This is a genomic window from Pseudomonas sp. LBUM1666 (genome assembly GCF_059695775.1).
The window spans coordinates 1,464,173-1,487,014 of record NZ_CP166789.1 but is presented as its reverse complement, the minus strand read 5'-3'; the positions used below and the strand labels follow the sequence as shown (position 1 = coordinate 1,487,014).

General features: G+C 56.1%; 15 protein-coding genes and 5 pseudogenes. 9 read left to right on the top strand and 11 right to left on the bottom strand.

Annotated features, from left to right (window positions below; genetic code table 11):
- The first annotated feature begins 131 nt into the window (after positions 1 to 131).
- Positions 132 to 4,997 carry a dermonecrotic toxin domain-containing protein gene (locus tag ACA056_RS06690; protein ID WP_497271401.1) on the top strand — a complete coding sequence of 1,622 codons (4,866 nt, stop codon included), beginning with the start codon at positions 132 to 134 and terminating at the stop codon, positions 4,995 to 4,997.
- Between the two features lie 31 nt (positions 4,998 to 5,028).
- On the opposite strand, the gene argR is transcribed toward ACA056_RS06690, so the two are convergent.
- The 7 genes from argR to acs all read right to left on the bottom strand — a co-directional run bounded on the left by argR (position 5,029) and on the right by acs (position 13,065).
- Positions 5,029 to 6,009, bottom strand: a complete 981-nt coding sequence (argR, locus tag ACA056_RS06685) for a transcriptional regulator ArgR (RefSeq protein ID WP_033056741.1) — start codon at positions 6,007 to 6,009, stop codon at positions 5,029 to 5,031.
- Positions 6,010 to 6,254: 245 nt separating this feature from the next.
- Positions 6,255 to 7,019 carry an ABC transporter ATP-binding protein gene (locus ACA056_RS06680; protein WP_008154324.1) on the bottom strand — a complete coding sequence of 255 codons (765 nt, stop codon included), beginning with the start codon at positions 7,017 to 7,019 and terminating at the stop codon, positions 6,255 to 6,257.
- A 27-nt stretch (positions 7,020 to 7,046) separates the two neighbouring features.
- The gene (locus ACA056_RS06675; RefSeq protein ID WP_497271398.1) at positions 7,047 to 8,159 is read right to left on the bottom strand and encodes a M14 family metallopeptidase; all 1,113 of its coding nucleotides are present in this window, start codon (positions 8,157 to 8,159) and stop codon (positions 7,047 to 7,049) included.
- Position 8,160: 1 nt separating this feature from the next.
- Entirely contained in the window at positions 8,161 to 8,859 is a 699-nt protein-coding gene (locus ACA056_RS06670) for an ABC transporter permease (RefSeq protein ID WP_497271396.1), read from the bottom strand.
- Positions 8,856 to 9,545 (bottom strand): ABC transporter permease, encoded by a 690-nt coding sequence (locus tag ACA056_RS06665; protein ID WP_008154330.1) that lies wholly within the window; start codon positions 9,543 to 9,545, stop codon positions 8,856 to 8,858. Before ACA056_RS06665 ends, ACA056_RS06670 begins: the two co-directional genes overlap by 4 nt.
- A gap of 91 nt (positions 9,546 to 9,636) precedes the next feature.
- Positions 9,637 to 10,410: an ABC transporter substrate-binding protein gene (locus ACA056_RS06660; RefSeq protein WP_008154331.1), complete on the bottom strand. Its 774-nt coding sequence runs from the start codon at positions 10,408 to 10,410 to the stop codon at positions 9,637 to 9,639.
- Positions 10,411 to 11,109: 699 nt separating this feature from the next.
- Positions 11,110 to 13,065 carry an acetate--CoA ligase gene (acs, locus tag ACA056_RS06655; RefSeq protein ID WP_497271393.1) on the bottom strand — a complete coding sequence of 652 codons (1,956 nt, stop codon included), beginning with the start codon at positions 13,063 to 13,065 and terminating at the stop codon, positions 11,110 to 11,112.
- Between the two features lie 413 nt (positions 13,066 to 13,478).
- Here acs and ACA056_RS06650 point away from each other — a divergent pair, with 413 nt between their 5' ends.
- The 4 genes and pseudogenes from ACA056_RS06650 to ACA056_RS06635 all read left to right on the top strand — a co-directional run bounded on the left by ACA056_RS06650 (position 13,479) and on the right by ACA056_RS06635 (position 16,942).
- Positions 13,479 to 13,742 (top strand): DUF2790 domain-containing protein, encoded by a 264-nt coding sequence (locus ACA056_RS06650; RefSeq protein WP_283181350.1) that lies wholly within the window; start codon positions 13,479 to 13,481, stop codon positions 13,740 to 13,742.
- Positions 13,743 to 13,930: 188 nt separating this feature from the next.
- Positions 13,931 to 14,206 carry a hypothetical protein gene (locus ACA056_RS06645; RefSeq protein WP_497271391.1) on the top strand — a complete coding sequence of 92 codons (276 nt, stop codon included), beginning with the start codon at positions 13,931 to 13,933 and terminating at the stop codon, positions 14,204 to 14,206.
- Positions 14,207 to 14,723: 517 nt separating this feature from the next.
- Entirely contained in the window at positions 14,724 to 15,974 is a 1,251-nt protein-coding gene (locus ACA056_RS06640) for a ribonucleotide-diphosphate reductase subunit beta (protein ID WP_008034875.1), read from the top strand.
- A gap of 407 nt (positions 15,975 to 16,381) precedes the next feature.
- A pseudogene (locus tag ACA056_RS06635) lies at positions 16,382 to 16,942 on the top strand (BRO-N domain-containing protein).
- On the opposite strand, the gene ACA056_RS06630 reads toward ACA056_RS06635, so the two are convergent.
- The gene (locus ACA056_RS06630; RefSeq protein WP_497271389.1) at positions 16,908 to 17,489 is read right to left on the bottom strand and encodes an HNH endonuclease; all 582 of its coding nucleotides are present in this window, start codon (positions 17,487 to 17,489) and stop codon (positions 16,908 to 16,910) included. The pseudogene ACA056_RS06635 and the gene ACA056_RS06630 overlap by 35 nt on opposite strands.
- A gap of 38 nt (positions 17,490 to 17,527) precedes the next feature.
- On the opposite strand from ACA056_RS06630, the pseudogene ACA056_RS06625 reads away from it, so the two are divergent.
- From ACA056_RS06625 to ACA056_RS06615, 3 pseudogenes are all read left to right on the top strand, one after another.
- Positions 17,528 to 18,434 (top strand): annotated as a pseudogene (locus ACA056_RS06625) (IS3 family transposase); the annotation flags it as partial.
- Positions 18,435 to 18,469: 35 nt separating this feature from the next.
- Positions 18,470 to 19,846 (top strand): annotated as a pseudogene (locus ACA056_RS06620) (IS30 family transposase).
- A gap of 4 nt (positions 19,847 to 19,850) precedes the next feature.
- Positions 19,851 to 20,141, top strand: a pseudogene (locus tag ACA056_RS06615) (integrase core domain-containing protein); the annotation flags it as partial.
- Positions 20,142 to 20,149: 8 nt separating this feature from the next.
- Here ACA056_RS06615 and ACA056_RS06610 read toward each other — a convergent pair.
- A pseudogene (locus ACA056_RS06610) lies at positions 20,150 to 20,410 on the bottom strand (restriction endonuclease); the annotation flags it as partial.
- Positions 20,411 to 20,669: 259 nt separating this feature from the next.
- Here ACA056_RS06610 and ACA056_RS06605 point away from each other — a divergent pair.
- Complete coding sequence (locus ACA056_RS06605; protein ID WP_497271387.1) at positions 20,670 to 21,659, top strand: hypothetical protein; 990 nt, start codon at positions 20,670 to 20,672, stop codon at positions 21,657 to 21,659.
- Between the two features lie 15 nt (positions 21,660 to 21,674).
- Here the strand turns inward: ACA056_RS06605 and ACA056_RS06600 are convergent, their stop codons facing one another.
- On the bottom strand, positions 21,675 to 22,379 hold the full coding sequence (locus ACA056_RS06600; protein ID WP_497271385.1) for a DUF6933 domain-containing protein: 705 nt from the start codon (positions 22,377 to 22,379) through the stop codon (positions 21,675 to 21,677).
- Between the two features lie 37 nt (positions 22,380 to 22,416).
- Entirely contained in the window at positions 22,417 to 22,785 is a 369-nt protein-coding gene (locus ACA056_RS06595; RefSeq protein WP_033056758.1) for a hypothetical protein, read from the bottom strand.
- Positions 22,786 to 22,842: the final 57 nt, after the last annotated feature.

Below are 22,842 nucleotides of genomic sequence, written 5' to 3'. Positions count from 1 at the left end.
AAAGGCGCAGTTTAAACCGCCGGCACAGGTTATAGGCAGGCTTGTCGAACGGTGCGGTAAATATGTACCGCACGGAACCGATCATCGTCTGTTTTGCTGGCGGCTCATTCAAAACGCTAAGGGAATAGCGCATGAGCCGATACGAGAACGATCGCCTTTCCACTACTGGAGGCAGTGAATCCGCTACGCAACCGGACGATCACTACCATCACCTGTTCAACAATCTGCCAGTCTGGGTGTTAGAAGCATCGTCCAGTACACACCGAGCTCTCAAGAACGCCACGCTTATGACGCCAGACTGGCATGGCACCGCAACACCGCAGCAGCACCAGTCGCTGAAAAAGATCAGTCAGGAACACTGGACCCATCGAAATCGTCTGGACTCAATGCTGTCGAAGCTGCAAAGCGCACAAGCCTTTGCCGAACCGCTGCTGAGCGACGCCTTGAAAACCCGGTTTGACCTGGAACTGGACGCCAAAACCACCTTCCTGCGCCTGTACATCCCTCAAACCGTGCCGCTTTTCGGAATCAAGACTGGCGCCGCGCGCACCTGGACCGTGTCGATGCTCGACGCCGCCCTGCATAACTTTCAGGAATCGGAAACAGCGGCAGGGGCTTTCGAGTCAGCCTCGACGTTCATCACCAAACCTTCGCCCACAGGGCAGTTCGATACGCTGCCGGCGGTCAAGCAAAAGCTCACTATCCCGGCCTTTACCCGGTTATGCCGGGAACTGGATATCGGCGCCCGGTACAACGCTTACCTCAAAGACAATCTGGGACCGTCCAACCCGGTAGCCGGCGCGGTGTTGAAATCGAAGGTGATCGGCTCGCACAAAACAGCACTCAAATCTGCGCTGCAGATGGCGCAAATCCGAAAGGATGTTCCAGCGGATGCCCATCTCTCGATCCTGCGCATTCTGGAAGGGCGTTCGGGTGCTCGACTGGATGGGCAGCCGCTGTATGGTCACGACCTGACAATGATGTCCTCCTCGCTGACCGGCATTGTCATTTTCGCGGCGAGCCTGGAGCGCGCACGCACGGCAACACGGATCATTGCCTACATTCCCGATGATCCAGAGCATCCTCTCAAGGAATACCCGAATACATTGGCGTTCATGGCCGAGCTGACCCGCAAACTGCGCTCGCCCGCTTATCAAACGTTCTTCAGTCGCTTCGTCGACCACAAGGAAAGAGGACATTTTTTCGCGGACCTCAACCGTCGCCTCCAGACCGTGACCTGGCATCAACACCGACAGGGCGACCCACTGCCGAGCTGGCGCGAAACGCCCATCGACAAGCCTGATTTGCGGTTTTCGGCGATCCCGTTCAGAGCGGACCTGTGGAACCATCTCTATCAGCGACAGCTGAACAAGATCCTCAACGATGCAAGCACGCTCGCCGTCTCCACCGCCACTGCCGACAGCAACGCTCGATGGGCATTGTGGAATGCCTTCAGCAAAGTGGCCTCGACGCTCCTTGAAATCGCGACGTTCGTTGCGTTGCCTTTCGTCCCGTTTCTCGGCGAATTGATGCTGGGCTACATGGCCTACCAGTTACTCGACGAAACCTTCGAAGGCATAGTGGACCTGGCTGAAGGGCTGAAAACAGAAGCGTTCGGGCATCTGATGACGTTCGTCGAAACGGTGGTTCAGGTCGGGACATTTGCGGTGGGCGGCGCCATCGCTGCCCGGACCCTCAGCCGCCTGCTCTCTCGTGAAGCTATTGCGCTTGTCGACCCACTCAAACCCGTCACAACGCCCGAAGGAAAAACCCGCTACTGGAAGCCGGATCTCAAGCCTTACGAACAAGCACTCATTTGGCCGGAAGGAGCAAAACCCGATCATCTCGGCCTCTATCAAAACGAGGGCAAGACGCTGCTGCCACTGGAGGGAAAACTGTATGCCGTGAAGCCCGACCGCGTGCCAGGCACGTTTCAGATTGAGCATCCGAACCGAACCGATGCTTATCAGCCACCTCTGCTGCATAACAACCACGGCGCCTGGCACACAGAACTGGAGCAGCCGCTGAACTGGGACCGGGAAAAGGTCATGCGCCGCCTCGGCCATAGCGTCGAGTCGCTCACCAACGCCGAGCGCGAACAGATCCTGCGGGTCAGCGGTTACCACGACAACGTAGTGCGCGAAATGCATGTCGAACATTATCGCCCGCCTTCGCTGCTGACAGACACGATCAAGCGCTTCACGATCAACCGGGACATCGAAACCTTTATCGAACAGATCGGCAGCGACCAACCCGAGCGCTATCGCAAGGCCGATCTGACCCTGCAACATCAATTGCTGACCAGCTACGACGATTGGCCTGTCGACACGCCAATGCCGGCACCGGAAACCCAAACGCAAGGCTTCAGAAAACAAACGGCCGAACTTGCCCTGAAGCATCAAAAATCGCTGTTCGACACACGCTATCGCGCGCAGGAGAAAACCGACAACGTGCAGGTTCAGCGACTGCTCGACGACGTGCATGGATTGCCGACCGATGTCGCACAAGAGCTGGTGAGCAATGCAACCGGGACCGAGTTACGCCAGCTGCACAACGCTCGCGCGCCCCAACGGCTCAAGGAAGCAGCACTAAAAGCCATGGAGGCCGTACGCGCAGCCAGAGCCTGTGAGGGCCTTTATTCCGACGTTCTGGACAATACCGACACCCACCGACTGGCCTTGCAAAGCCTGAATTCGCTGCCCGGTTTTCCCGCCGAACTGCGTATTGAAGTGAGGGATTACGCCCATGACGGACTTGTGCGCGACAGCATTGGCCAGCCTGATGCACCGATCGTTAAAACACTGGTGCGCGCTGAAGACGGCACTTACCACGTTTATCAAGATAGCGAATCGGGGCCCGGTGATTTTTATCAGGGACTTTTTCAGGTGCTGCCGCAAGCACAGCGCAATGCGCTGAACCCATCTATAGCAAATGCTCAGTCACTCAAAGTACGCATCGCCGAACATGCATTGAACCAACCGGCACTACGCAAGTTGTTCGCAAAAAATCCCCATCGAAAACCGTTCTACGACCCGACGACCATGCGCTTGCCTGGCGGCTCGGGTGGATACAGGCGCAGCCCCTCCGAAACGCCGTCCCTCAACGACCGGGTTCGCGGGGTTTACCCCAGTCTTTCCGAGGAGGAACTCCAGACTGTTGTTCTCCAGTTACAAACGCATCCCGATGGCGTGCGGATGGAGCTCTCACGCCTGTCCAGCGAGCTCTCGCGACTGCATCAGGATCTGAACACCTGGCTAAACGATTCGCCCACTGTCCACCCGCAAACCCGAGTTCCCCTGAGCGAACTGGAACGACAGGCCGTTCAACACAATCGCAGGCTGCTGGCCCAGGAAATCCAGCGCAGCTGGCGTCGACAATCAGAGCGGGACTTCGATGGCCCGAATGACACGCCGCGCTACACACTCAGATTTGCCGGGCCGATTCTTGGCGATCTACCCACGCTGACGGCCGATTTCCCCCATGTGTCATTGCTGTCCCTTGAAGGCAGTCATGCTGTGCAGGGTGTTCCCGAGTTTCTTCAGCGCTTCAATGGCTTGCGCCACCTCGATTTAAAACGCTTTTCCCTGACATCCCTCCCCGAGGCCATTCCTCGAATGACGGACCTTGATGCACTGGTGTTAAGCGATTGCGGAATCCGGTTCGATGCAGCCAGCTGGTCGAAGCTGTCTTCATTGAACAAACTGGTCATGCTGGACCTGTACCAGAACCCGTTCACAATGGTACCCAGTGTCGAATCTATGCCTGCACTTGTTCACCTGGACCTGAGCCGTACCGGCCTGACCGACATTCCCGACAGCGTACTTCGCCACCCCAAACTTGATACCGCCAAGCTGCTACACAACAGGATCAGTGAGCTGCCCTCGCAATTATTCGAAAGCCCGGTGTACACCAAACAAGCAATACACCTGACGCACAATCCGCTTTCGGATAACGCCCGACAACTGATCAAGCATCACTACTTCGACAGCTCATACGATTTGGGTATCCATGCCCCAGAAGCGGACATCAACCGAGTCAGGGCGCTGTACCCGAACCTGGAGGTCGAACAGGCGAGCGAGTTTGTCTATGAACTGGCAGGCACGCTGGCAGACGGTCGAATCGAGCTGACAAACCTTGAAGCGGAGTTGGCACAACTGAGCAACGACTTGGCGGCATGGACCGCCGACCTTCCGGCCCAACACCCGTTGACGGGCGAACCGTTCACCGCCCAACAACAGCTTTTCGAGCACATGAACCGCGACCAGTTCAAACAGACATTGGAGCAGTGCTGGCGGCATGAAAGCGAGCAGGATGATTTCAATGAGGCGCTGGAGCCGACTTTTGAACTCACTATTCGCCCGATCATTAACGGAGAACTACCGCCCCTGAGCGCTGATTTCAGCCATGTAACGGCGCTGGAGATTAATAGTACCGATGGCGTGACACGTATCGGACGATTCCTGGAAGGCTTCCCCAACCTCAAAAGCCTCAGGCTTCGCGCCTGTAATCTGGGCAACATTCCAGATGCGGTATTCAAGATGGGTCAACTGCGGGCGCTGTCGCTCCCTGAGTGCCGCGTCAGACTGTCAGCTGAATCGGCAAGTGCGCTGGCGGGAATGGAACAGCTCGAGTATCTCGATCTGGCCCGCAACCCCCTGGGGCAAACGCTTGACCTGAGCCAGATGAAGGAGCTCGCAACCGTACTGTTGAATGACACCGGTATCACCGAAATACCGCACGGCCTGCTGCAAATGACAGAGCTGGACTGGGCCAATCTCAGTGGCAACGCCATCACCGAAGTCCCCAGCGACGTGCTGGAACTGCCGGTGGAAATCGCTGAAAACATCAGTTTTCGAGGTAATCGGTTTTCCGGGGAAAGCCTGCTACGGCTGATCGATTACTTCGAACGGACGGGTATGGACTTTGGCGTGGAAGAGGTGATCAATCGAGGAGAGATGGATATCTCGACTTCTGAAGGCTCCGACATGGAGGAGTAAATCAGCCTCAGCAGGTGACGTGATTGCTCTGTCACCCACGCTCCGAGGGCACCGACGACAATTCGAACGGGCTGCTGCTGCGCCGCTGGTTGCGATCTTCCCGCGGCGTGGCACCGAAGAAGTTGCGGTAGGCGCTGGAGAAATGCGGCCCCGAGGAGAAGCCACACGACAGGCCGATCTGGATGATCGACTTGCTGGTTTGCATCAACATTTGCCGGGCCTTGTTCAGGCGCAGTTCCAGGTAGTACTGGCTCGGCACGCGGTTGAGGTATTGCTTGAAGATGCGCTCCAGCTGCCGACGGGACACGCACACATGCTGGGCGATTTCGTCAGTGGTCAGCGGCTCTTCGATGTTGGCTTCCATCAGCAGCACCGCTTGGGTGAGCTTCGGATGGCTGGAACCGAGACGGTTCTGCAATGGAATGCGCTGGCGCTCGCCGCCTTCACGGATGCGCTCGACCACCAGTTCTTCCGACACGGCACCGGCCAGTTCGGCGCCGTGATCACGGGCCAGCACCGCCAGCAGCAAGTCGAGTACCGACAGGCCGCCGCACGCAGTCAGACGATCGCGATCCCAGTCGAACAAATGACTGGTGGCGATGACTTTAGGGAAACGCTCAGTGAAATCGTCCTGCCAGCGCCAATGCACGGCAGCGCGGTAACCGTCGAGCAAACCCAGTTGGGCCAACGGGTAAACACCGGCAGACAAACCACCGATCACGCAGCCAGCACGCACCAGTTGTTTCAGCGAACTACTGAGTGCCGGTGCGAGTGTGGTTGGTGGCTCATCGGCGAGCAGGAACAGTTTCTGAAAGTTTTCGAGCTTGCCGGCCCAGGGTTCACCCGGCAATTGCCAAGCGCCTTCAGTCGGCGGTTCGGCCTGCAAAAACGACAGTTCGTAGACAACGTCCGGATGCACACGCTGGGCAACACGCAAGGCCTCCTCAGCCAGCGCAAGCGTCAGTGCTTTAGTGCTGGGCCAAATCAGGAAACCAATTCGATGGGCAGTCATGGCGAGCAATCCGAAACGAAAACAGTGATGAAGGCATGGGCCAATGCTAGCCCGTAAATGAACGCAAATCTCAAAACCGATGGAGATCAAACTGTGGGAGCTGGCCTGCCAGCGATGGCGGCGTGTCTGTGCCAGAGATGCAAACTGGCCCACCGCTATCGCTGGCAGGCCAGCTCCCACAGGGATCGGGGCCAGCCTTTAGGTTGCGAAGCATGCACTATCCCGGTGCGCAACGGGAGTTCGGTTTACTTCAGGCTACCCGAGAGGAATTGTTGCAGACGTTCGGACTGTGGATTGACCAGCACCTCACGCGGGTTGCCGCTTTCTTCGACGACACCTTTGTGCAGGAACACCAGCTGGTTCGACACTTCACGGGCGAAGCCCATTTCGTGCGTCACCACCACCATGGTCCGGCCTTCCAGCGCCAGGGCCTGCATGACTTTCAGTACGTCGCCCACCAGTTCCGGGTCGAGCGCCGACGTCGGTTCGTCGAACAGCATCACCTCAGGTTCCATCGCCAGCGCACGGGCAATCGCCACACGCTGCTGCTCGCCGCCGGACATGTGGCCCGGGTAAGCATCTTTACGATGGGCCACACCGACCTTGTTCAGGTAGTGCTCAGCCTTCTCGCGGGCTTCGGCCTTGGACATGCCGAGCACGTGGACCGGCGCTTCCATGATGTTTTCCAGCGCGGTCATGTGCGACCACAGGTTGAAATGCTGGAACACCATCGACAGGCGCGAACGCATGCGTTGCAGCTGTTTCGGGTCGGCCGCTTTCAGCGCGCCGTCCTTGTTGGCAACCAGTTTCAGCTCTTCGTTGTTGAGCAGAATCTTGCCCGCGTGCGGCTGCTCCAGCAGGTTGATGCAACGCAGGAAAGTACTTTTGCCGGAGCCACTGGAGCCGATGATGCTGATCACATCGCCAGCCGCCGCTTTCAGGGACACGCCCTTGAGCACTTCGTGACTGCCATAGCGTTTATGCAGGTCTTGGACTTCAAGTTTGTACATGCGGTCGGTTCTCACAAAAACAGTCAGTCAGTCGTTGAGCAAGCGCCCGTGACGCAGCGCTTCGCGCCCCGCCACCTTGGCCAGCCAGAAACCGGGTTGGGCATAACGCAGCCGTTCAATGGCAAACAGCACCCCGGACGTACCAGCACACACCGTGCTGACCCGATCCGATAACGGATCGATCACTTCAAAAATCTCATCGCCGGCTTCAATCCATTCACCGGGTTTACGCAAAAAACTGATCACGCCAGGGTGTGGCGCGAACAGCAATTCGGTGCCGTCGAACGGCAGGCCTTCGCACGCGTCTTGCGCAGGTTTCGGCCACTCACCGCTGATCAAGCCTTGCTCGGCGAGGAACGCCAGAATGCCTTCGGCGTATGCGCAGGCTTCAGCGCGACCGGTATCGGCCTGACCACCTAATTCAATGGTAGTCGCCAGGCAGGCCAAGGGAATCTGCGCATCAGGAAACAAACGCGACAGACGCAACCACGGCAGCGAGCAAGCTTCATCGAAGGAGCTGCCACCGGATTCTTCCGCCAGCAGACCGACCTTCACGTTCAGGTGTGCGGCGAGCGAACGCCATTGCGGCCAGTGTTGCGGCAAGGCGTACATGTGCAGTGCCGCTTCGCAATCGCAGTGCAGATCCAGCACGACATCGGCGGTGCAGGCATGACTGAGCAAAATGCGCTGCATGCCTTGCAACTGACTGGCGGCTGGCGGCAATGCGGCGAGCACATCGCTCATGGCCTGACGGATCAGCTGAATATTGGCGTGCGGATCATCACCCAGGTGCCCCTCCAGCGCAGCGGCCACTGGCGCGCTCAGCTCGACGAAATCCCGGTTGAAATTCTTGCCGCTGCCCGCTTCGAAACGCCCTTGATGATTGCCCTGAAGCAGTTGACCGAGGCCCAGTGGATTGGCCACCGGCACCAGCTCGATCACACCGTTGAGCAAGCCTTGGGCTTCAAGTTCGGTCAGGCGCTTTTTCAGCTCCCAAGCCGTACGCATGCCCGGCAATTCATCGGCGTGCAGGCTGGCCTGGATGTAGGCCTTGCGCTCGCCACTTCCGAAGCGGAACACCGAAATCTGGCGTTCGCAGCCCAAGTGGCTCCACGGCAATGAATGATCGATGCGTTCCATATCAGTGCTTCCGCGGGGCCAAATAGCCCAGCCAGCGGCGTTCGGCCAGTTTGAACAGCTTCACCAGAATGAACGTCAGGCACAGGTAGAACACGCCGGCGGTGATGTAGGCTTCGAACGGCAGGTAGAACTGAGCGTTGACCGTGCGCGCGGCACCGGTGATGTCGATCAGGGTCACGATGGACGCCAGACTGGTGGTCTGCAGCATCATGATCACTTCGTTGCTGTACTGCGGCAGCGCCCGGCGCAAGGCCGACGGCAGCAAGATGCGCTTGTACATCTTGTAGCGCGACATGCCCATCGCCTTGGCCGCTTCGATCTCACCATTCGGCGTGGCACGCAAGCTGCCGGCGATGATTTCAGCGGTGTAGGCGCTGGTGTTGATCGCGAAGGCCAGGCACGCACAGAACGTCGCGCTGGACAGCCACGGCCAGAGGAAGCTTTCACGTACCGCTTCGAACTGCGCCAGACCGTAGTAGATCAAAAACAGCTGCACCAGCATCGGTGTGCCGCGGATCACGTAGGTGAACAGCCAGGCACTCATGTTGACGGCCGCGTTCTTGGAGACGCGCATCAGCCCCAGCGGCAGGGCCGCCAACAGACCGAAAAACAGCGACAGCGCGAGCAATTTTAGGGTGGTCACCAGGCCGCCGAAGTACAGCGGCAGTGCCTCCCAAATGACGTTGTAGTCGAAGATCATAGATCAGCCGCCCTTACGCCTACCGAGTAGCGCTTCTCAAGGTGACGCAATGCCAGCAACGAGACGCTGGTGATCACCAGGTACATCGCCGCCACTGCGAGGAAGAAGGTGAAAGGCTCGCGGGTGGCATCTGCCGCCTGCTTGGCCTTGAACATCATGTCTTGCAGACCTACCACCGAAATCAGCGCGGTGGCCTTGGTCAACACCAGCCAGTTGTTGGTGAAACCCGGAATTGCCAGGCGAATCATCTGTGGCACCAACACCCGGAAGAACACCTGAAAACTGCTCATGCCGTACGCCATGCCGGCTTCTGCTTGACCCTTCGGGATCGCCATGAAGGCACCACGGAAGGTTTCCGACAGGTACGCACCGAAGATGAAGCCCAAGGTGCCGATACCGGCGGCCAACGGGTTCAGGTCGATGTAGTCGTCAAAACCGAGCATCGGCGCGACGCGATTGAGCAGGTCCTGACCACCGTAGAAAATCAGCAGGATCAGCACCAGGTCGGGAATCCCGCGGATCACCGTGGAATACAGGTCGCCCAGCCAGGCCAGCCAGCGAATCGGGGACAGACGCAGCGCAACGCCGATCAGACCCAGAACAATGGCCAAGACCATGGACGACAAGGCGAGCTGAAGCGTCAGCCATGCGCCATCGAGGATGACAGCCCCGTAGCCTTTCAACATGATTCAGGTCCTCGAAAAGGGGGATGAAAAAATGGCGCAAACCTCAGAGATCCTGTTGCTTGCGCCATTTCGGACTTGTCGCCGGGACGTATTACTTGCCGTAGATATCGAAGGCGAAGTACTTGTCCTGGATTTGCTTGTACTTGCCGTTCTCACGAATGGCGGTGATCGCGGTGTTGATCTTGTCTTTCAGCGCGTCACCCTTGCGAACCGCAATACCTACGCCGTCGCCGAAGTATTTGACGTCGGTGAAGGCCGGGCCAACGAAGGCGAAACCTTTGCCAGCGTCGGTTTTCAGGAAACCGTCATCCAGCAGCGTAGCGTCTGCCACGGTGCCGTCGAGGCGGCCAGCAGCCACGTCGAGGTAAATTTCATTCTGCGAACCGTAAGGCTTGATCTCGGCACCCAGCGGGGCCAGGACTTCGCGGGCGAAACGCTCGTGGATCGAACCACGTTGCACGCCAATGTTCTTGCCCTTGAGCTCAGCCAGACTGTCGCTGACTGGAGTGCCGGCCTTCATGACCAGGCGGGCCGGGGTGTTGTAGTACTTGTTGGTGAAGTCCACGGACTTCTTGCGGTCTTCAGTGATCGACATGGACGACAGGATCGCGTCGATCTTGCGCACTTTGAGTGCCGGGATCAGACCGTCGAACTCTTGCTCGACCCAAACGCACTTGACCTTCATCTCTTCGCACAGAGCGTTGCCGATGTCGTAGTCGAAACCAACGATGCTGCCGTCCGGCGCTTTGGAAGCGAACGGAGGGTAAGCCGCTTCGATACCAATTTTCAGAGGCTTTTCATCGGCGAAAGTCGGCAGGGACAGCACGGACAGTGCCAGGGCGCCAAGCAGCACGAGTTTCTTCATCTTGGGACTCCATCGGTAAAGGGCTAAAACGGCAGAGTGAGCGATAGCCCAATATGCGAATGAGTGGAACCGCAAAGCGGTGCTGCGTCGTAGGAATCGCGCGCTTTTTTCAACGCGAGCTACAACGAGCGAGTGATCGGCATTCTAACGACAGGCCCGAAGCCGATATTTCTTCAATGCGACAACTAATTACAGAAGCACCGAGAAAGCCGCTTGGGCGCGTTGACAGCCTTGCAAATTCATGCAAGAGCAAAAGACAGTGAACCGATCTATGCTGCAAATTGCGGGCCTATTATTGGCAAACCCTTCTAATCCGGCAAGCGTAGCGTTGTGTCTTATTTATTGCAGGGGCTGAGCAGGCCCGATGACCGGGCTTTGCGTTTCCCAATGCCCCGTATCGGAGCGAGAGGTTACACATTCAGTTACTTGAAGGGTGGCCGGTAACAATGGGAAATCGCCTACAGACGAAGCCGATAATTATTGGCCGTTGTTGATGTGGTGCCTGACAGATCGCCATCGCGAGCAGGCTCACTCCTACAGGGTTTTGGGGAGTGGCTCAGATTGCATGCACACCACAATTCCCTGTAGGAGTGAGCCTGCTCGCGAAGAGGCCAGAGCAGACAACATAAAACCATCAGGCAACAAAAAGCCCCACCAGGCTCAACACCTGACGGGGCTTCGATGACTCAGGTACGGCGGTTAAGCGACGTTCATGATCTTGTGCTCATCAATCAAATGCTGCACCACACCCGGATCCGCCAGGGTGGAGATATCCCCCAACCCATCGTATTCGGCCGTAGCAATCTTGCGCAGGATGCGGCGCATGATTTTGCCCGAACGGGTTTTCGGCAGACCCGGCGCCCACTGGATGACATCCGGCGAGGCAATCGGGCCAATCTCTTTACGGACCCAGTTTTTCAGCTCAAGTCGCAGCTGCTCGCTCGGCTCTTCGCCACCGATCAACGTGACATAGACATAGATGCCCTGCCCTTTGATGTCGTGCGGCACACCAACCACGGCCGCTTCGGCGACTTTCGGGTGGGCGACCATCGCGCTTTCAATCTCGGCAGTCCCCATGCGGTGGCCGGATACGTTGAGCACGTCATCCACGCGACCGGTAATCCAGTAGTAACCGTCTTCGTCACGACGCGCACCGTCACCGGTGAAGTACATGCCGCGGAACGTCTTGAAGTAGGTGTCGACGAAACGGTCATGGTCGCCATACAGCGTGCGCGCCTGGCCTGGCCACGAATCGAGAATCACCAGGTTGCCCTCGGCAACGCCTTCGATAATGTTACCCAGGTTATCCACCAACGCCGGCACTACACCGAAGAACGGACGTGCAGCAGAACCCGGCTTGAGCGCGTGCGCACCCGGCAGCGGGCTCATCATGTTGCCGCCCGTTTCGGTCTGCCACCAAGTGTCGACGATCGGGCAACGGGATTGGCCGACGTTCTTGTAGTACCAATCCCACGCTTCCGGATTGATCGGCTCACCCACCGAACCGAGCAGGCGCAGGCTGCTGCCATCAGCGCCTTCAACGGCGGCCTTGCCCGACGCCATCATCGCGCGGATCGCCGTGGGTGCGGTGTAGAGGATGTTGACCTTATGCTTGTCGACGATTTTCGCCACCCGGGTGATGTCCGGGTAGTTCGGCACACCTTCGAACAGCAGCGTGGTCGCGCCATTGGCCAGCGGGCCGTAGACGATGTAACTGTGGCCGGTGACCCAACCGACGTCTGCGGTGCACCAGTAGACTTCGCCCGGACGGTAATCGAACACGCGTTCGTGAGTCATCGCCGCGTACAACAGGTAGCCGGCGGTGGTGTGCTGTACACCCTTCGGCTTACCGGTCGAACCGGAGGTATAAAGGATGAACAGTGCTTCTTCAGCGCCCATCTCTTTCGGCGCGCAGACACTGCCCGCCACTTTCATCAGGTCTTCGTACCAGATGTCGCGATGCTGGTTCCACTTGATGTTGCCACCGGTGCGCTTGCACACGATAACTTTCTGAATGCTGCTGGTTTCCGGGTTGGTCAGCGCGTCGTCGACGTTGGTCTTGAGCGGGATCTTCTTGCCGGCACGAACACCTTCGTCAGCCGTGATCACCACTTTGGATTTGCAGTCGATGATCCGGCCAGCCAGGGCTTCCGGCGAGAAACCACCGAACACTACCGAGTGAATCGCGCCGATCCGGGTACACGCCAGCATGGCGACCACGGCTTCGGGGATCATCGGCATATAGATAGTCACCACGTCGCCGCGGTGCACATCCTGGCCGCGCAAGGCGTTGGCGAACTTGCAGACTTGTTCGTGCAGCTCGCGATAAGTGATGTTGCGGCTTTCGGCAGGGTCATCCCCCTCCCAAATAATCGCGATTTGATCGCCGCGCTCGGCCAGATGACGGTCGAGGCAGTTGTAGGAAACGTTCAGGGTGCCGTCGGCGAACCATTTGATGTCGACATGGTGATCGTCGAAGGAAGTCTGTTTCACCGTGGTGAAAGGCTTGATCCAGTCGAGGCGCTTGGCTTGCTCGCGCCAGAAGCCGTCCGGGTTAACGACGGACTGCTGGTACATGGCCTTGTAGGTCGCCTCATCAGTCAACGTGTTGGCCGCAACCTCGGGACGAACGGGATACAGAGAAGCCGCACTCATCTTTGTTACCTCGGTGGAATAGTTGTTTTTGTATGACCCAGTTGTAGCCGGGCCGAGCCTATAGAACCATTCGACGATGGTAGTAACAAGCCCCTACAAAATGTGGCTATACCTCGCCGAAGCGCTCAAGGGCGCTGATTTCAGGGGCTTTGGGCATTTATTAAATTGGCTTCATCAGCGAGCCAAAGGTCGCTTTTCGAGGATTGTTACAGGATCTGCCAATAGTGTTTATCAAAAGCACGCCTATATGAATGTAAACCCCACGCCTAAAATCAGCCTCGCCAACCAGGCAACGTGATTAACCAAGTTGCAGCCCCCACGAAGGCAGTTAATCCAAAACCAGTACTTAAGTTCTACACGCAACCCCAAAAAGGTTGCGTGACCCCACTCGACCTCTAAAAGGTAAATCTGAAATGAAAGCTTTATTAGTTCTGGCCCTCAGCAGCCTGTGCGCAACCGCCATGGCAGACGAGGTCCCGACTGATGTCGCACAGCAGCAACCCGCCGTTGAGGAATACACTTACTCCACTCACCTGGACATCGCCAAAGTTGTCTCCATGAGCGAAATCCCGAATGTGTGTGAAGTTGTTCCGGCGAAAATGGAATACGACGACTCCAAAGGCCAACGCCACATTCTGCGCTACAGCGTTATGGGTAACGGCTGCTCCAACGGCTAATCACCCGCTCTCACCCTCCCAAGGTTCGACCCACCCGCCCGCTATTAAGGCAGATGAAGCGCCGAACCTTATATATCGATTTATACGATTGATATAAGCGTTTATTTGCGCTTTTTAATCAAATTAGCTGGCGTAGTATGAATTCCACACCCAAGGCACAAAACACCAACGAACCTGGAGCCACTACCATGAAAACCAAACTGATCCTCGCCCTGACCCTCTCCGTCCTGGCCGCTAACACCTTCGCCGCTGACGGCTTCGATCGCACTGGCTCGGGTGCTTACAGCACGCAAGCGGCTGTCGCTTCTGATGGTTACGACCATACCGGTTCGGCGTCTCTCGCCTCCGATGGCTCCGATCACACGGGCGCTGCCAAACTCGCTTCTGACGGTTTTGATCACACCGGCGCTGCTAAAGTGGCTGCCGATGGCGCAGATCACGTTGGCGCCGCCCGCTTCAGCTGATCATCTAGCGTGACGTTACAGCCCGACCTCGGTCGGGCTTAGTTGTGTCTGGAGCCATCGAAAACCGACTCAAAACACAACATGTAGTGAAAAAGGCAGTTTTCTGGCTGTTTTTTGAACAAAAAAATTGCCCGCTAAAATTTATGAAAAAAAATCTGCACCCGCGACATCCAGCCAAAGCCCTGTAAACCCTCGCTCCGACCGAAAAACCCTCCTTCTCGACCGCTCCATGCGCGGATTCGCCCCACCACGGCCGCAAAAATTTCCCTATAATGCCGCCTTAACGGGCCTGCAATATTCCCTTACAGGGATAACAGCCAGTCTGAAGCCCACGCCGAAGTCTTCACCGATTTCAGCGCCCGTCAGAGGCTCTCGGAACCCCGTACAAAATTATGTTTATTTGCCTGCGTGTACCGCTGCAAAAAACGCTATCCAACGCGGCCAGTACGGTCGTGTGAAAAACCAACCAATCAGTTTTCACACGGGCATCTGGCCCTCACGCAGGAGACGACACGTCATGCTGAGCTGGGACGAATTCGACAAAGAAGACAGCGGCGAAACCGTTGTAAAAGGCGCCAACGCCGGGCACGCCACTGAAGCCAACATGGACCGCCTCGACACCGCTGGTGGCGTCGCGGCTCAAGAAGCCCGCGCTGTAACCGCGTCCGACTCCGCCGCAATCGCCCGTGCCAAAGCTGCCCTGGACAACCTCGACATCGCCGAAGGCCTCGCCGAACTCGAAGGCGCCTCCGCCCGTGTGGCCGTCGACGAAAAGCGCATGATCAACTGCCGCGCCGACCTCAACCAACTCGTTCCCTTCAAGTACGACTGGGCCTGGCAGAAGTACCTGGACGGCTGCGCAAACCACTGGATGCCGCAAGAAGTCAATATGACCGCCGACATCGCCCTCTGGAAAGACCCGGAAGGCCTGACCGACGACGAACGCCGCATCGTCATGCGCAACCTCGGCTTCTTCTCCACCGCCGACTCCCTGGTTGCCAACAACCTGGTGCTGGCCGTGTACCGCCTGATCACCAACCCGGAATGCCGCCAGTACATCCTGCGCCAGGCATTCGAAGAGGCGATCCACACCCACGCCTACCAGTACTGCATCGAATCGTTGGCCATGGATGAAGGCGAGATCTTCAACATGTACCACGAGATCCCATCGGTCGCGAAAAAAGCCACCTGGGGCCTGAAATACACCCGCTCGATCTCCGATCCGAAGTTCGAAACCGGCACCGTCGAAACCGACAAAGAATTGCTGCGCAACCTGATCGCCTACTACTGCGTTCTGGAAGGCATCTTCTTCTACTGCGGCTTCACCCAGATCCTCTCCATGGGCCGCCGCAACAAAATGACCGGCGTCGCCGAGCAGTTCCAATACATCCTGCGCGACGAATCCATGCACCTGAACTTCGGTATCGACGTGATCAACCAGATCAAAATCGAAAACCCACACTTGTGGGATGCTGAAATGAAGGAAGAAGCTTCGCAGATGATTCTGCAAGGCACTCAGCTGGAGATTGAATACGCGCGTGACACCATGCCTCGCGGCGTGTTGGGCATGAACGCGGCGATGATGGAGGACTATCTGAAGTTCATTGCTAACCGTCGTTTGTCGCAGATTGGGTTGAAAGAAGAGTATCCGGGGACGACTAACCCGTTCCCTTGGATGAGCGAGATTATGGACTTGAAGAAAGAGAAGAATTTCTTTGAGACTCGGGTTATTGAGTATCAGACTGGTGGTGCGCTTAGCTGGGATTGATTCCCGAGCCACAATTTGACGATTGCAATCTGAATCGACAAATCGAAAAAGCAAAAGCCCCGATCTGATCGGGGCTTTTTTATTGAGCTGGAAAACCGTTTTCACCCCTACGCTAATCCGCTACAACTCCTACAACACTTACAGCCGCTTCCCCATTGATACCCATTCAAAGCACCTCTAAGCTCAATTGCAGGTGCCTAAGAAACGCCCAACGTAGAAAGCTACTCAATGACACAGTGATCGCGCATGTCTAAAAGACATACGACTTTGTGTTTGAAGAGAATGCTTGTTGGGATTTCCTTAAGTCCTCTACGTCGGGTTTTGGCCCTCTCAAAATTCACTCGTAGAGGTAATGGATATGCCGACACAAAGACCACTCCGCTCATCCTCCTTCTCGGAGATCGGTCATGCCTGATCCGATCATTCCAACACGCTTCGCACGCCACAACCTCCACCTCCATGCCATCCTTTTGGAAAACCAGCCATGGTTCTGCGCCCGCGATCTCGGTCGGCTAATGGGCTTCCATCTAAGTGATCGTGTGGTCAACAAATTGGACGAGGATCAGCGGCATACGTTGCTGATTGAGTACTACGGACAATCTGAGCAACGACTAATGCTCAGCGAATCCGGTGCTTATGCGTTGCTGGTGTATCACTACGCGCCCGGGAATCGGTTATTGCGTGAGTGGTTGACCCATCAAGTGGTTCCGGCCTTGCGCGATGCGGGGCAATCGAAGAATGCAGATCGGCCGATGTTAAGTTTGTTGGACTAGCCCGAGATGTCGTTGAGTCTGTTGCATTGGCAGAATGAGGGCTGGATTCGGCTGCGAGACATGCCCTACCTGTTGCACGATCAGCCGCAACAACGGGTGACCGTGGTTGAGCCTTGGTGGCGGAGGGTCGTACACATGTTTCATTCGTCAAAGGATTCGCTTAGGTTAAATCGTCGAAAACCCATCGACCATTGAGAAGACCTTTCAGTTGTTCAACGCTCAGCAACTGTTGGGGTTTCCTATGAACAATCGCGTGGCAATTTGCACAGAGTGGGATCAAGTCAGTCGCTGGATCGACAACCTGGTCCTCGTCAAGTTCGGAAATGGGCTTCACATGGTGTACATGAATAAAGCCTTTTGCATGCGCGCCATACGCTTTCTCGAAGTCAAAATCACAGGCTTTGCATCGAAGCCCATGAATAGCGATTGCCTGACGCCTGAGCTTTGGACAGCGCTCATACCTCACACCGTAATAGGTGATTTTTTTTCCTTCAGTCCCGATAACGCTAGTCTCAAACTCCTGCGCACTATCGACTAGGCTGAAATCGTCAATCTGCTCCAGCTTCAGCACCGCATGGGAACAGATGTCGTCAAACACCATCTGGTCAATTAACCGGACACCATTACGCCAGTAATTACTCGTCAGTTTTAGAGGAATCTGCTCAAGGTACTCCCCGTCGAACTTGATCGGAACTGCAGATTCAAAGGGTCTGAAGTGTAGTGGTCTAATGAAACCGGACACCCATTTAGGCGAGAATGCTCGCCAGATCGAGGTGTCAGATGACCAAACAACGCCGTTCCTTTTCCGCTGAGTTCAAACGCGAGGCTGCCGACCTCGTGCTCAAGCAAAACTACAGCTACATCGAAGCCAGCCGTTCACTCGGCGTCGGCGAGTCGGCCCTGCGCCGTTGGGTTGACCAGGTTCAGAAGGAACGCCAAGGCGTTACTCCGCAGAGCAAAGCGCTGACATCAGAGCAGCAGAAAATCCAGGAGCTGGAAGCCCGGATCGCCCGCCTTGAACGGGAGAAATCGATACTAAAAAGGCTACCGCGCTCTTGATGTCGGAAGATCACGAGCGTACGCGCTGATCAATCAGCTGAGCGTCCACGAGCCGGTTGATTGGCTGTGCCAAGTGTTTGAAATCAACCGCTCAAGTTACTACGCCCACCGCCTCAAGCGTCGAACGCCTGATGTCGAACGGCTTCGGCTACGCAGCCGGGTGAGCGAGTTGTTTTCGCAAAGTCGCAGTGCTGCCGGCAGCCGTAGCATTCTCTCGTTGATGCGTGACGATGGTGAGCAACTCGGTCGGTTCAAAGTACGCAGCTTGATGCGTGAGCTTGATCTCGTGAGCAAACAGCCAGGGTCTCATGCTTATAAACGGGCGACGGTTGAGCGGTTGGATATCCCGAACATCTTGAATCGGGAGTTCGATGTCCCGGCACCCAACCAAGTGTGGTGCGGCGACATCACCTACATTTGGGCTCAGGGGAAATGGCATTACCTGGCGGTCGTGATGGATCTTTGCGCGCGCCGGGTGGTGGGCTGGGCGTTGTCGGAAAAGCCGGACGCCGAGCTGGTTATCAAGGCGCTGGATATGGCCTACGAACAACGAGGAAGGCCTCAGGGCCTGCTGTTTCACTCTGATCAAGGGTCGCAGGGCGGATTCAACCGGTCGTCGCAACACCTTTGATCGAGGTGTTTATGGGACGGTCTGCAGGCTGGATGCAAAAGTTGACGGGGCGTGGAGCGATGCGTTCGCCAGGTGCGCCGTCACTTCGTAATGAAATCGAGCGGCTATTCTGGAAACAAATCGCAACCGGGATCACAAGCGAAAAGGCAGCGGAGGCGACTGGCGTATCATCAGCGGTAGGCACACGCTGGTTCCGTCATCGGGGCGGGATGCCATTGTTCATGTCTAACCAAATATCCGGAAGGTACTTATCGTTCGCAGAGCGAGAAGAGATTGGGCTGCTTCGGGCGAAAGGTGTTGGCGTACGTGAGATTGCGCGTCTCCTTGGACGAAGCCCGTCGACAGTTTCACGGGAACTGACACGTAATGCTGCAACTCGTTGCGGTCGGCTTGAGTATCGTGCTTCAGTCGCACAATGGAAGGCAGAACTGGTTGCCAAAAGACCGAAGCCAGCGAAACTGTTGACTAACCCGCGGCTGTGTCACTACGTGCAAGACCGTCTGGAGGGTAAAGTTCACGGCGCTAATGGTCGCGAGATTGTTGGGCCTCGACAAGCTCCCTTCAAAGGCCGAAATAAACCACATCGCAGTGACCGTAAATGGGTCAATGGCTGGTCGCCCGAACAGATTACCAACCGGTTAAAGATCGATTTTCCGGACGATGAATCCATGCGCATCTCTCACGAAGCCATATATCAGGCCCTCTATATTCAGGGGCGAGGAGCTCTTAAGCGCGAGCTAGTGAGCTGCCTGCGCACAGGGCGAGCATTGCGTGTGCCGAGAGCTAGGGCGCAGGCCAAAACATGGGCGCACGTCAGCGAGGATGTCATGATCTCCAGTCGCCCTGCTGAGGTGGAAGACCGGGCTGTACCAGGGCATTGGGAGGGAGACCTGATCATCGGTCTGAACCGATCTGCGATTGGAACCCTGGTCGAGCGCTCAACTCGATTCACCATGCTCGTCCACCTGCCTCGCGAGGAAGGTTATGGGCTAATTCCTCGAACGAAGAACGGCCCGGCGCTGGCCGGCTACGGGGCTGTCACTATGGCCAATGCACTGAAGAAGACGGTGACTGACCTACCCATCGAATTGTGGCAATCTTTGACTTGGGATCGTGGAAAGGAACTATCTGATCACGCTCGATTTACCATCGAATCCGGAGTGAAGGTCTTTTTTGCTGACCCTCATAGTCCATGGTAGCGCGGCACGAACGAGAATACGAACGGTCTTCTGCGCCAATACTTCCCGAAAGGTACCGACCTGTCTCGCTGGAGTGCCCAAGAGATCCAAGCCGTAGCCCATGCGCTGAACACAAGGCCTCGGAAAACACTCGGCTGGAAAACACCTGCCGAAGCACTAAACAAGTATCTAAAATCAATTCAACAATCCAGTGTTGCGACGACCGGTTGAATCCGCCCAGTATGCGAGTCGTTTATTTCGCCAGCGACTGTGGCGTTATCGAATGCGTCAGAGCATGAGTCGTCGGGGAAATTGCTGGGACAACGCGCCGATGGAGCGCGTGTTCCGCAGCTTGAAAACAGAATGGATACCGACCACGGGCTACAGGACTGCTCAAGAAGCCCAACGCGATATCAGTGATTTTTTGATGCATCGGTACAACTGGATTCGGCCCCATCAATTCAACGATGGACTGGCGCCAGCTCGGGCCGAAGAAAAACTTAACGTCGTGTCCGGGATTAGTTGACCACTACAGAAGCCCTCAATGAAAGCGAAAAAATCACCTTGCGTGCTGTTCTCATCCGCATAAACCTTTCCGATTCGAGCAACACCAAAATAATGGGGGTTGGTACTCAAACGCTGATCCGAAAAAGCCTTGTTTGTCATCTTCCCTTTGTAATACAGCACCGCCGTTCCTTCGGTCAGAATTGCTCGGTACTGTTTCGGGAAGTGGTATCGGACCCCGGTTTCATCGCTCCACTTCGATTCATCATTTTCGGCAATGACAGCTGGCATCCACTCATCCTCTTATCAGAGGATGAAGACTACCAAAATTAAAGAATTCTCCTACACGATTGGCAGAAAGATCTCTCGATCAGTTCGAACCAGAATCTCTAGAGCTGCGGTGGCGAGTAGGTCGCGCCTACAATTCTCACCAGGTTATGACATCGTTCGGAAAATGAAGATGTTGGCGAGACTGAGATGAATTAAAAGGTGCGCCATCACGCGCCTCCCGCTATTAATACCCTTCCCCCCTCAAGGACCCGAGCCCACCATGAAATTCGACCTCGCCTACTGCCTCAGCCTCGACGACAAGCTGTCGATCTATGACGTGCGCGATTTGAATTTCGACGAAACCATGGATTTCGACTCCGCCAAAGAACACTTCCAATGCCCCAACGACGCCTGTCGTTTGGCCTTCGATGCGGCAAACGTGTTGACGACGTTCAACGCCAAAAACGTGAACTACGTTCGCACCCCGCACTTCAAGAACACGCCCAGCACCCGGCATGTCGCGGATTGTCCTTATGTCAGTCTCAAGGCGTCGGCGTCTGGTGTGGACGCGGACGGTGCGGAAACGGATGACAGTCGCGAGGAGCATTTCCCGTCGGAGTTGTTGCTGACTCGGCGTGAGTATGTGCGTAAGCCGTCGAACCCGGCGGTGGCGGCAGATGTGATGCGGGACGATCCGAAACCCTCTTCAGCGGCCAGTAATGTCGAACACCCGAGCCGCGAGTCGGCACCGGACAAGACCAGTGTCTTCGCCCACCCGGTGGAGTGTTTTGTGTCGAACTTCGAGGACAAGGAGTTGCTCAAGCGCATGCCGCTGAAGATTGGTGAGCACACGGCGCCTTATGGGTCGTTCTTCAAGAAGATCGAGTATCTGCAGGACAACAAGGGGCTGATTTACTGGGGCAAGATCAAGGAGATCAAGGATTACACGCAGAGCTTTCGTATCGATTTCGAACAAAAGGTCTGGTTCAAGCAAGCGGACGAGGCGAAGAAGAAGCCTTATTCAGTCAACGTTTACTTGAGCAAAAAGCTGATCGACAACTACCGCAAGCGCAAAGCGTTTCTGGAAGAGATCAAGCATGCCAGTGAGAGCGGGAAAGAGTTGTTTTGCTTCTTTTATGGTGTGACGCCGGAGTTGAAGCAGGTGCCGAGCAAGAAAAACCCCGAGCAAACGTTCGGGGTGTTCAGTGCGAATATTGAGAATCTGGATCACTTCATCATTCGCGAAGCGCCGGGGTTGGCGGATAAGTAACTTGCTTCGTCAGCATTATTGCGGTGGCTGGCCCTGCTTCGCGTAGGCCGCTTCCAGCTCCCGTATTTCTCGTTTTACTTCATCACGTCGATTGCGTGCGGCCTGGATGCCAGGCTCGTCGAGTCCACAGTACTGACGCATCCAGTGAGCCATCATCTCCTCATCCGGCACTAAATAGCCTTTGGCGTTTTTGCTGCCTCTAATGAAGTGGTTCATCTTCGCGTCAAAGCGACCAGCCATGATCTCGTCAGGCGGCAAACAACCCCACTCTGCGGCGTAATCCTCAAAGATCCAGGCGATTTCGCCTATATGGCCTTGCGCACTGCGATGACCGCGTTTGTACAGCCTGTATTGGCGGCAGCTTCCATTGAATCGTTCAAGCATGGAGTCATGACCAACCCATTGCAGGACATCATGGTGCAGTGCATCACGCATCAGTCCGTTCATCCAACGATCAGAAAACCGCTGAATGAAACCTTTAACGTCGGCCTTCTTCGCATCCGCAAAAATCATGCAGTAGCGGGTTTGTATGTGAATGACGAACAGCACGTGTTTGCGTTGCACGGTGATGGCATGGACCAGCCACTGCTCGGCAAATTCAACCGGCTCATCGTCCTCGATAACGGGCGATGGCGGTTTCTCCATCGGGGTCATTTTCTTACCCTTGTGGACGCGGCTGAAGAAGTTACTTGCCGCTTCGGTGCAATTGAAGATCCACATCCATCGTTCTCTTATAAAGGGTTGGTGATAACCGTTTTCAGTCCTGCCGCACGATCTCTTCGACCCATTCGAGCTCATAAGGCCGGCGAACGACATCCGAGATGTAGTCCAGCGCATCTTCACTGAGCACTGATAACTCTGCGTCGGTCAGCAAGTCATGCATGACAAACAACCTTAAAGCGGTGAGAGCACTGGAGCGGGATTGGCTGTTATGGTCAAAGGCTCGGGCCATGTCCTTATTCCGATCATGGATCAAGCCGTAGAGCATTCCGTATCGAGCGTGAGCAGACAGCGCACCGTGCAGGGTAATGGCTTTTGCATCGGCAAGAACTCCCTGGCAAAACCGATCGAGCGCGATCTTGCGCAGTTCCTTGAATTTCTTCCAGTCACTTTCGAGGATCGACATGGCATTCTCCTGCGTGAAATCTTGAACAATGCGAAGGCGCATTGTTGCGAATAAGGC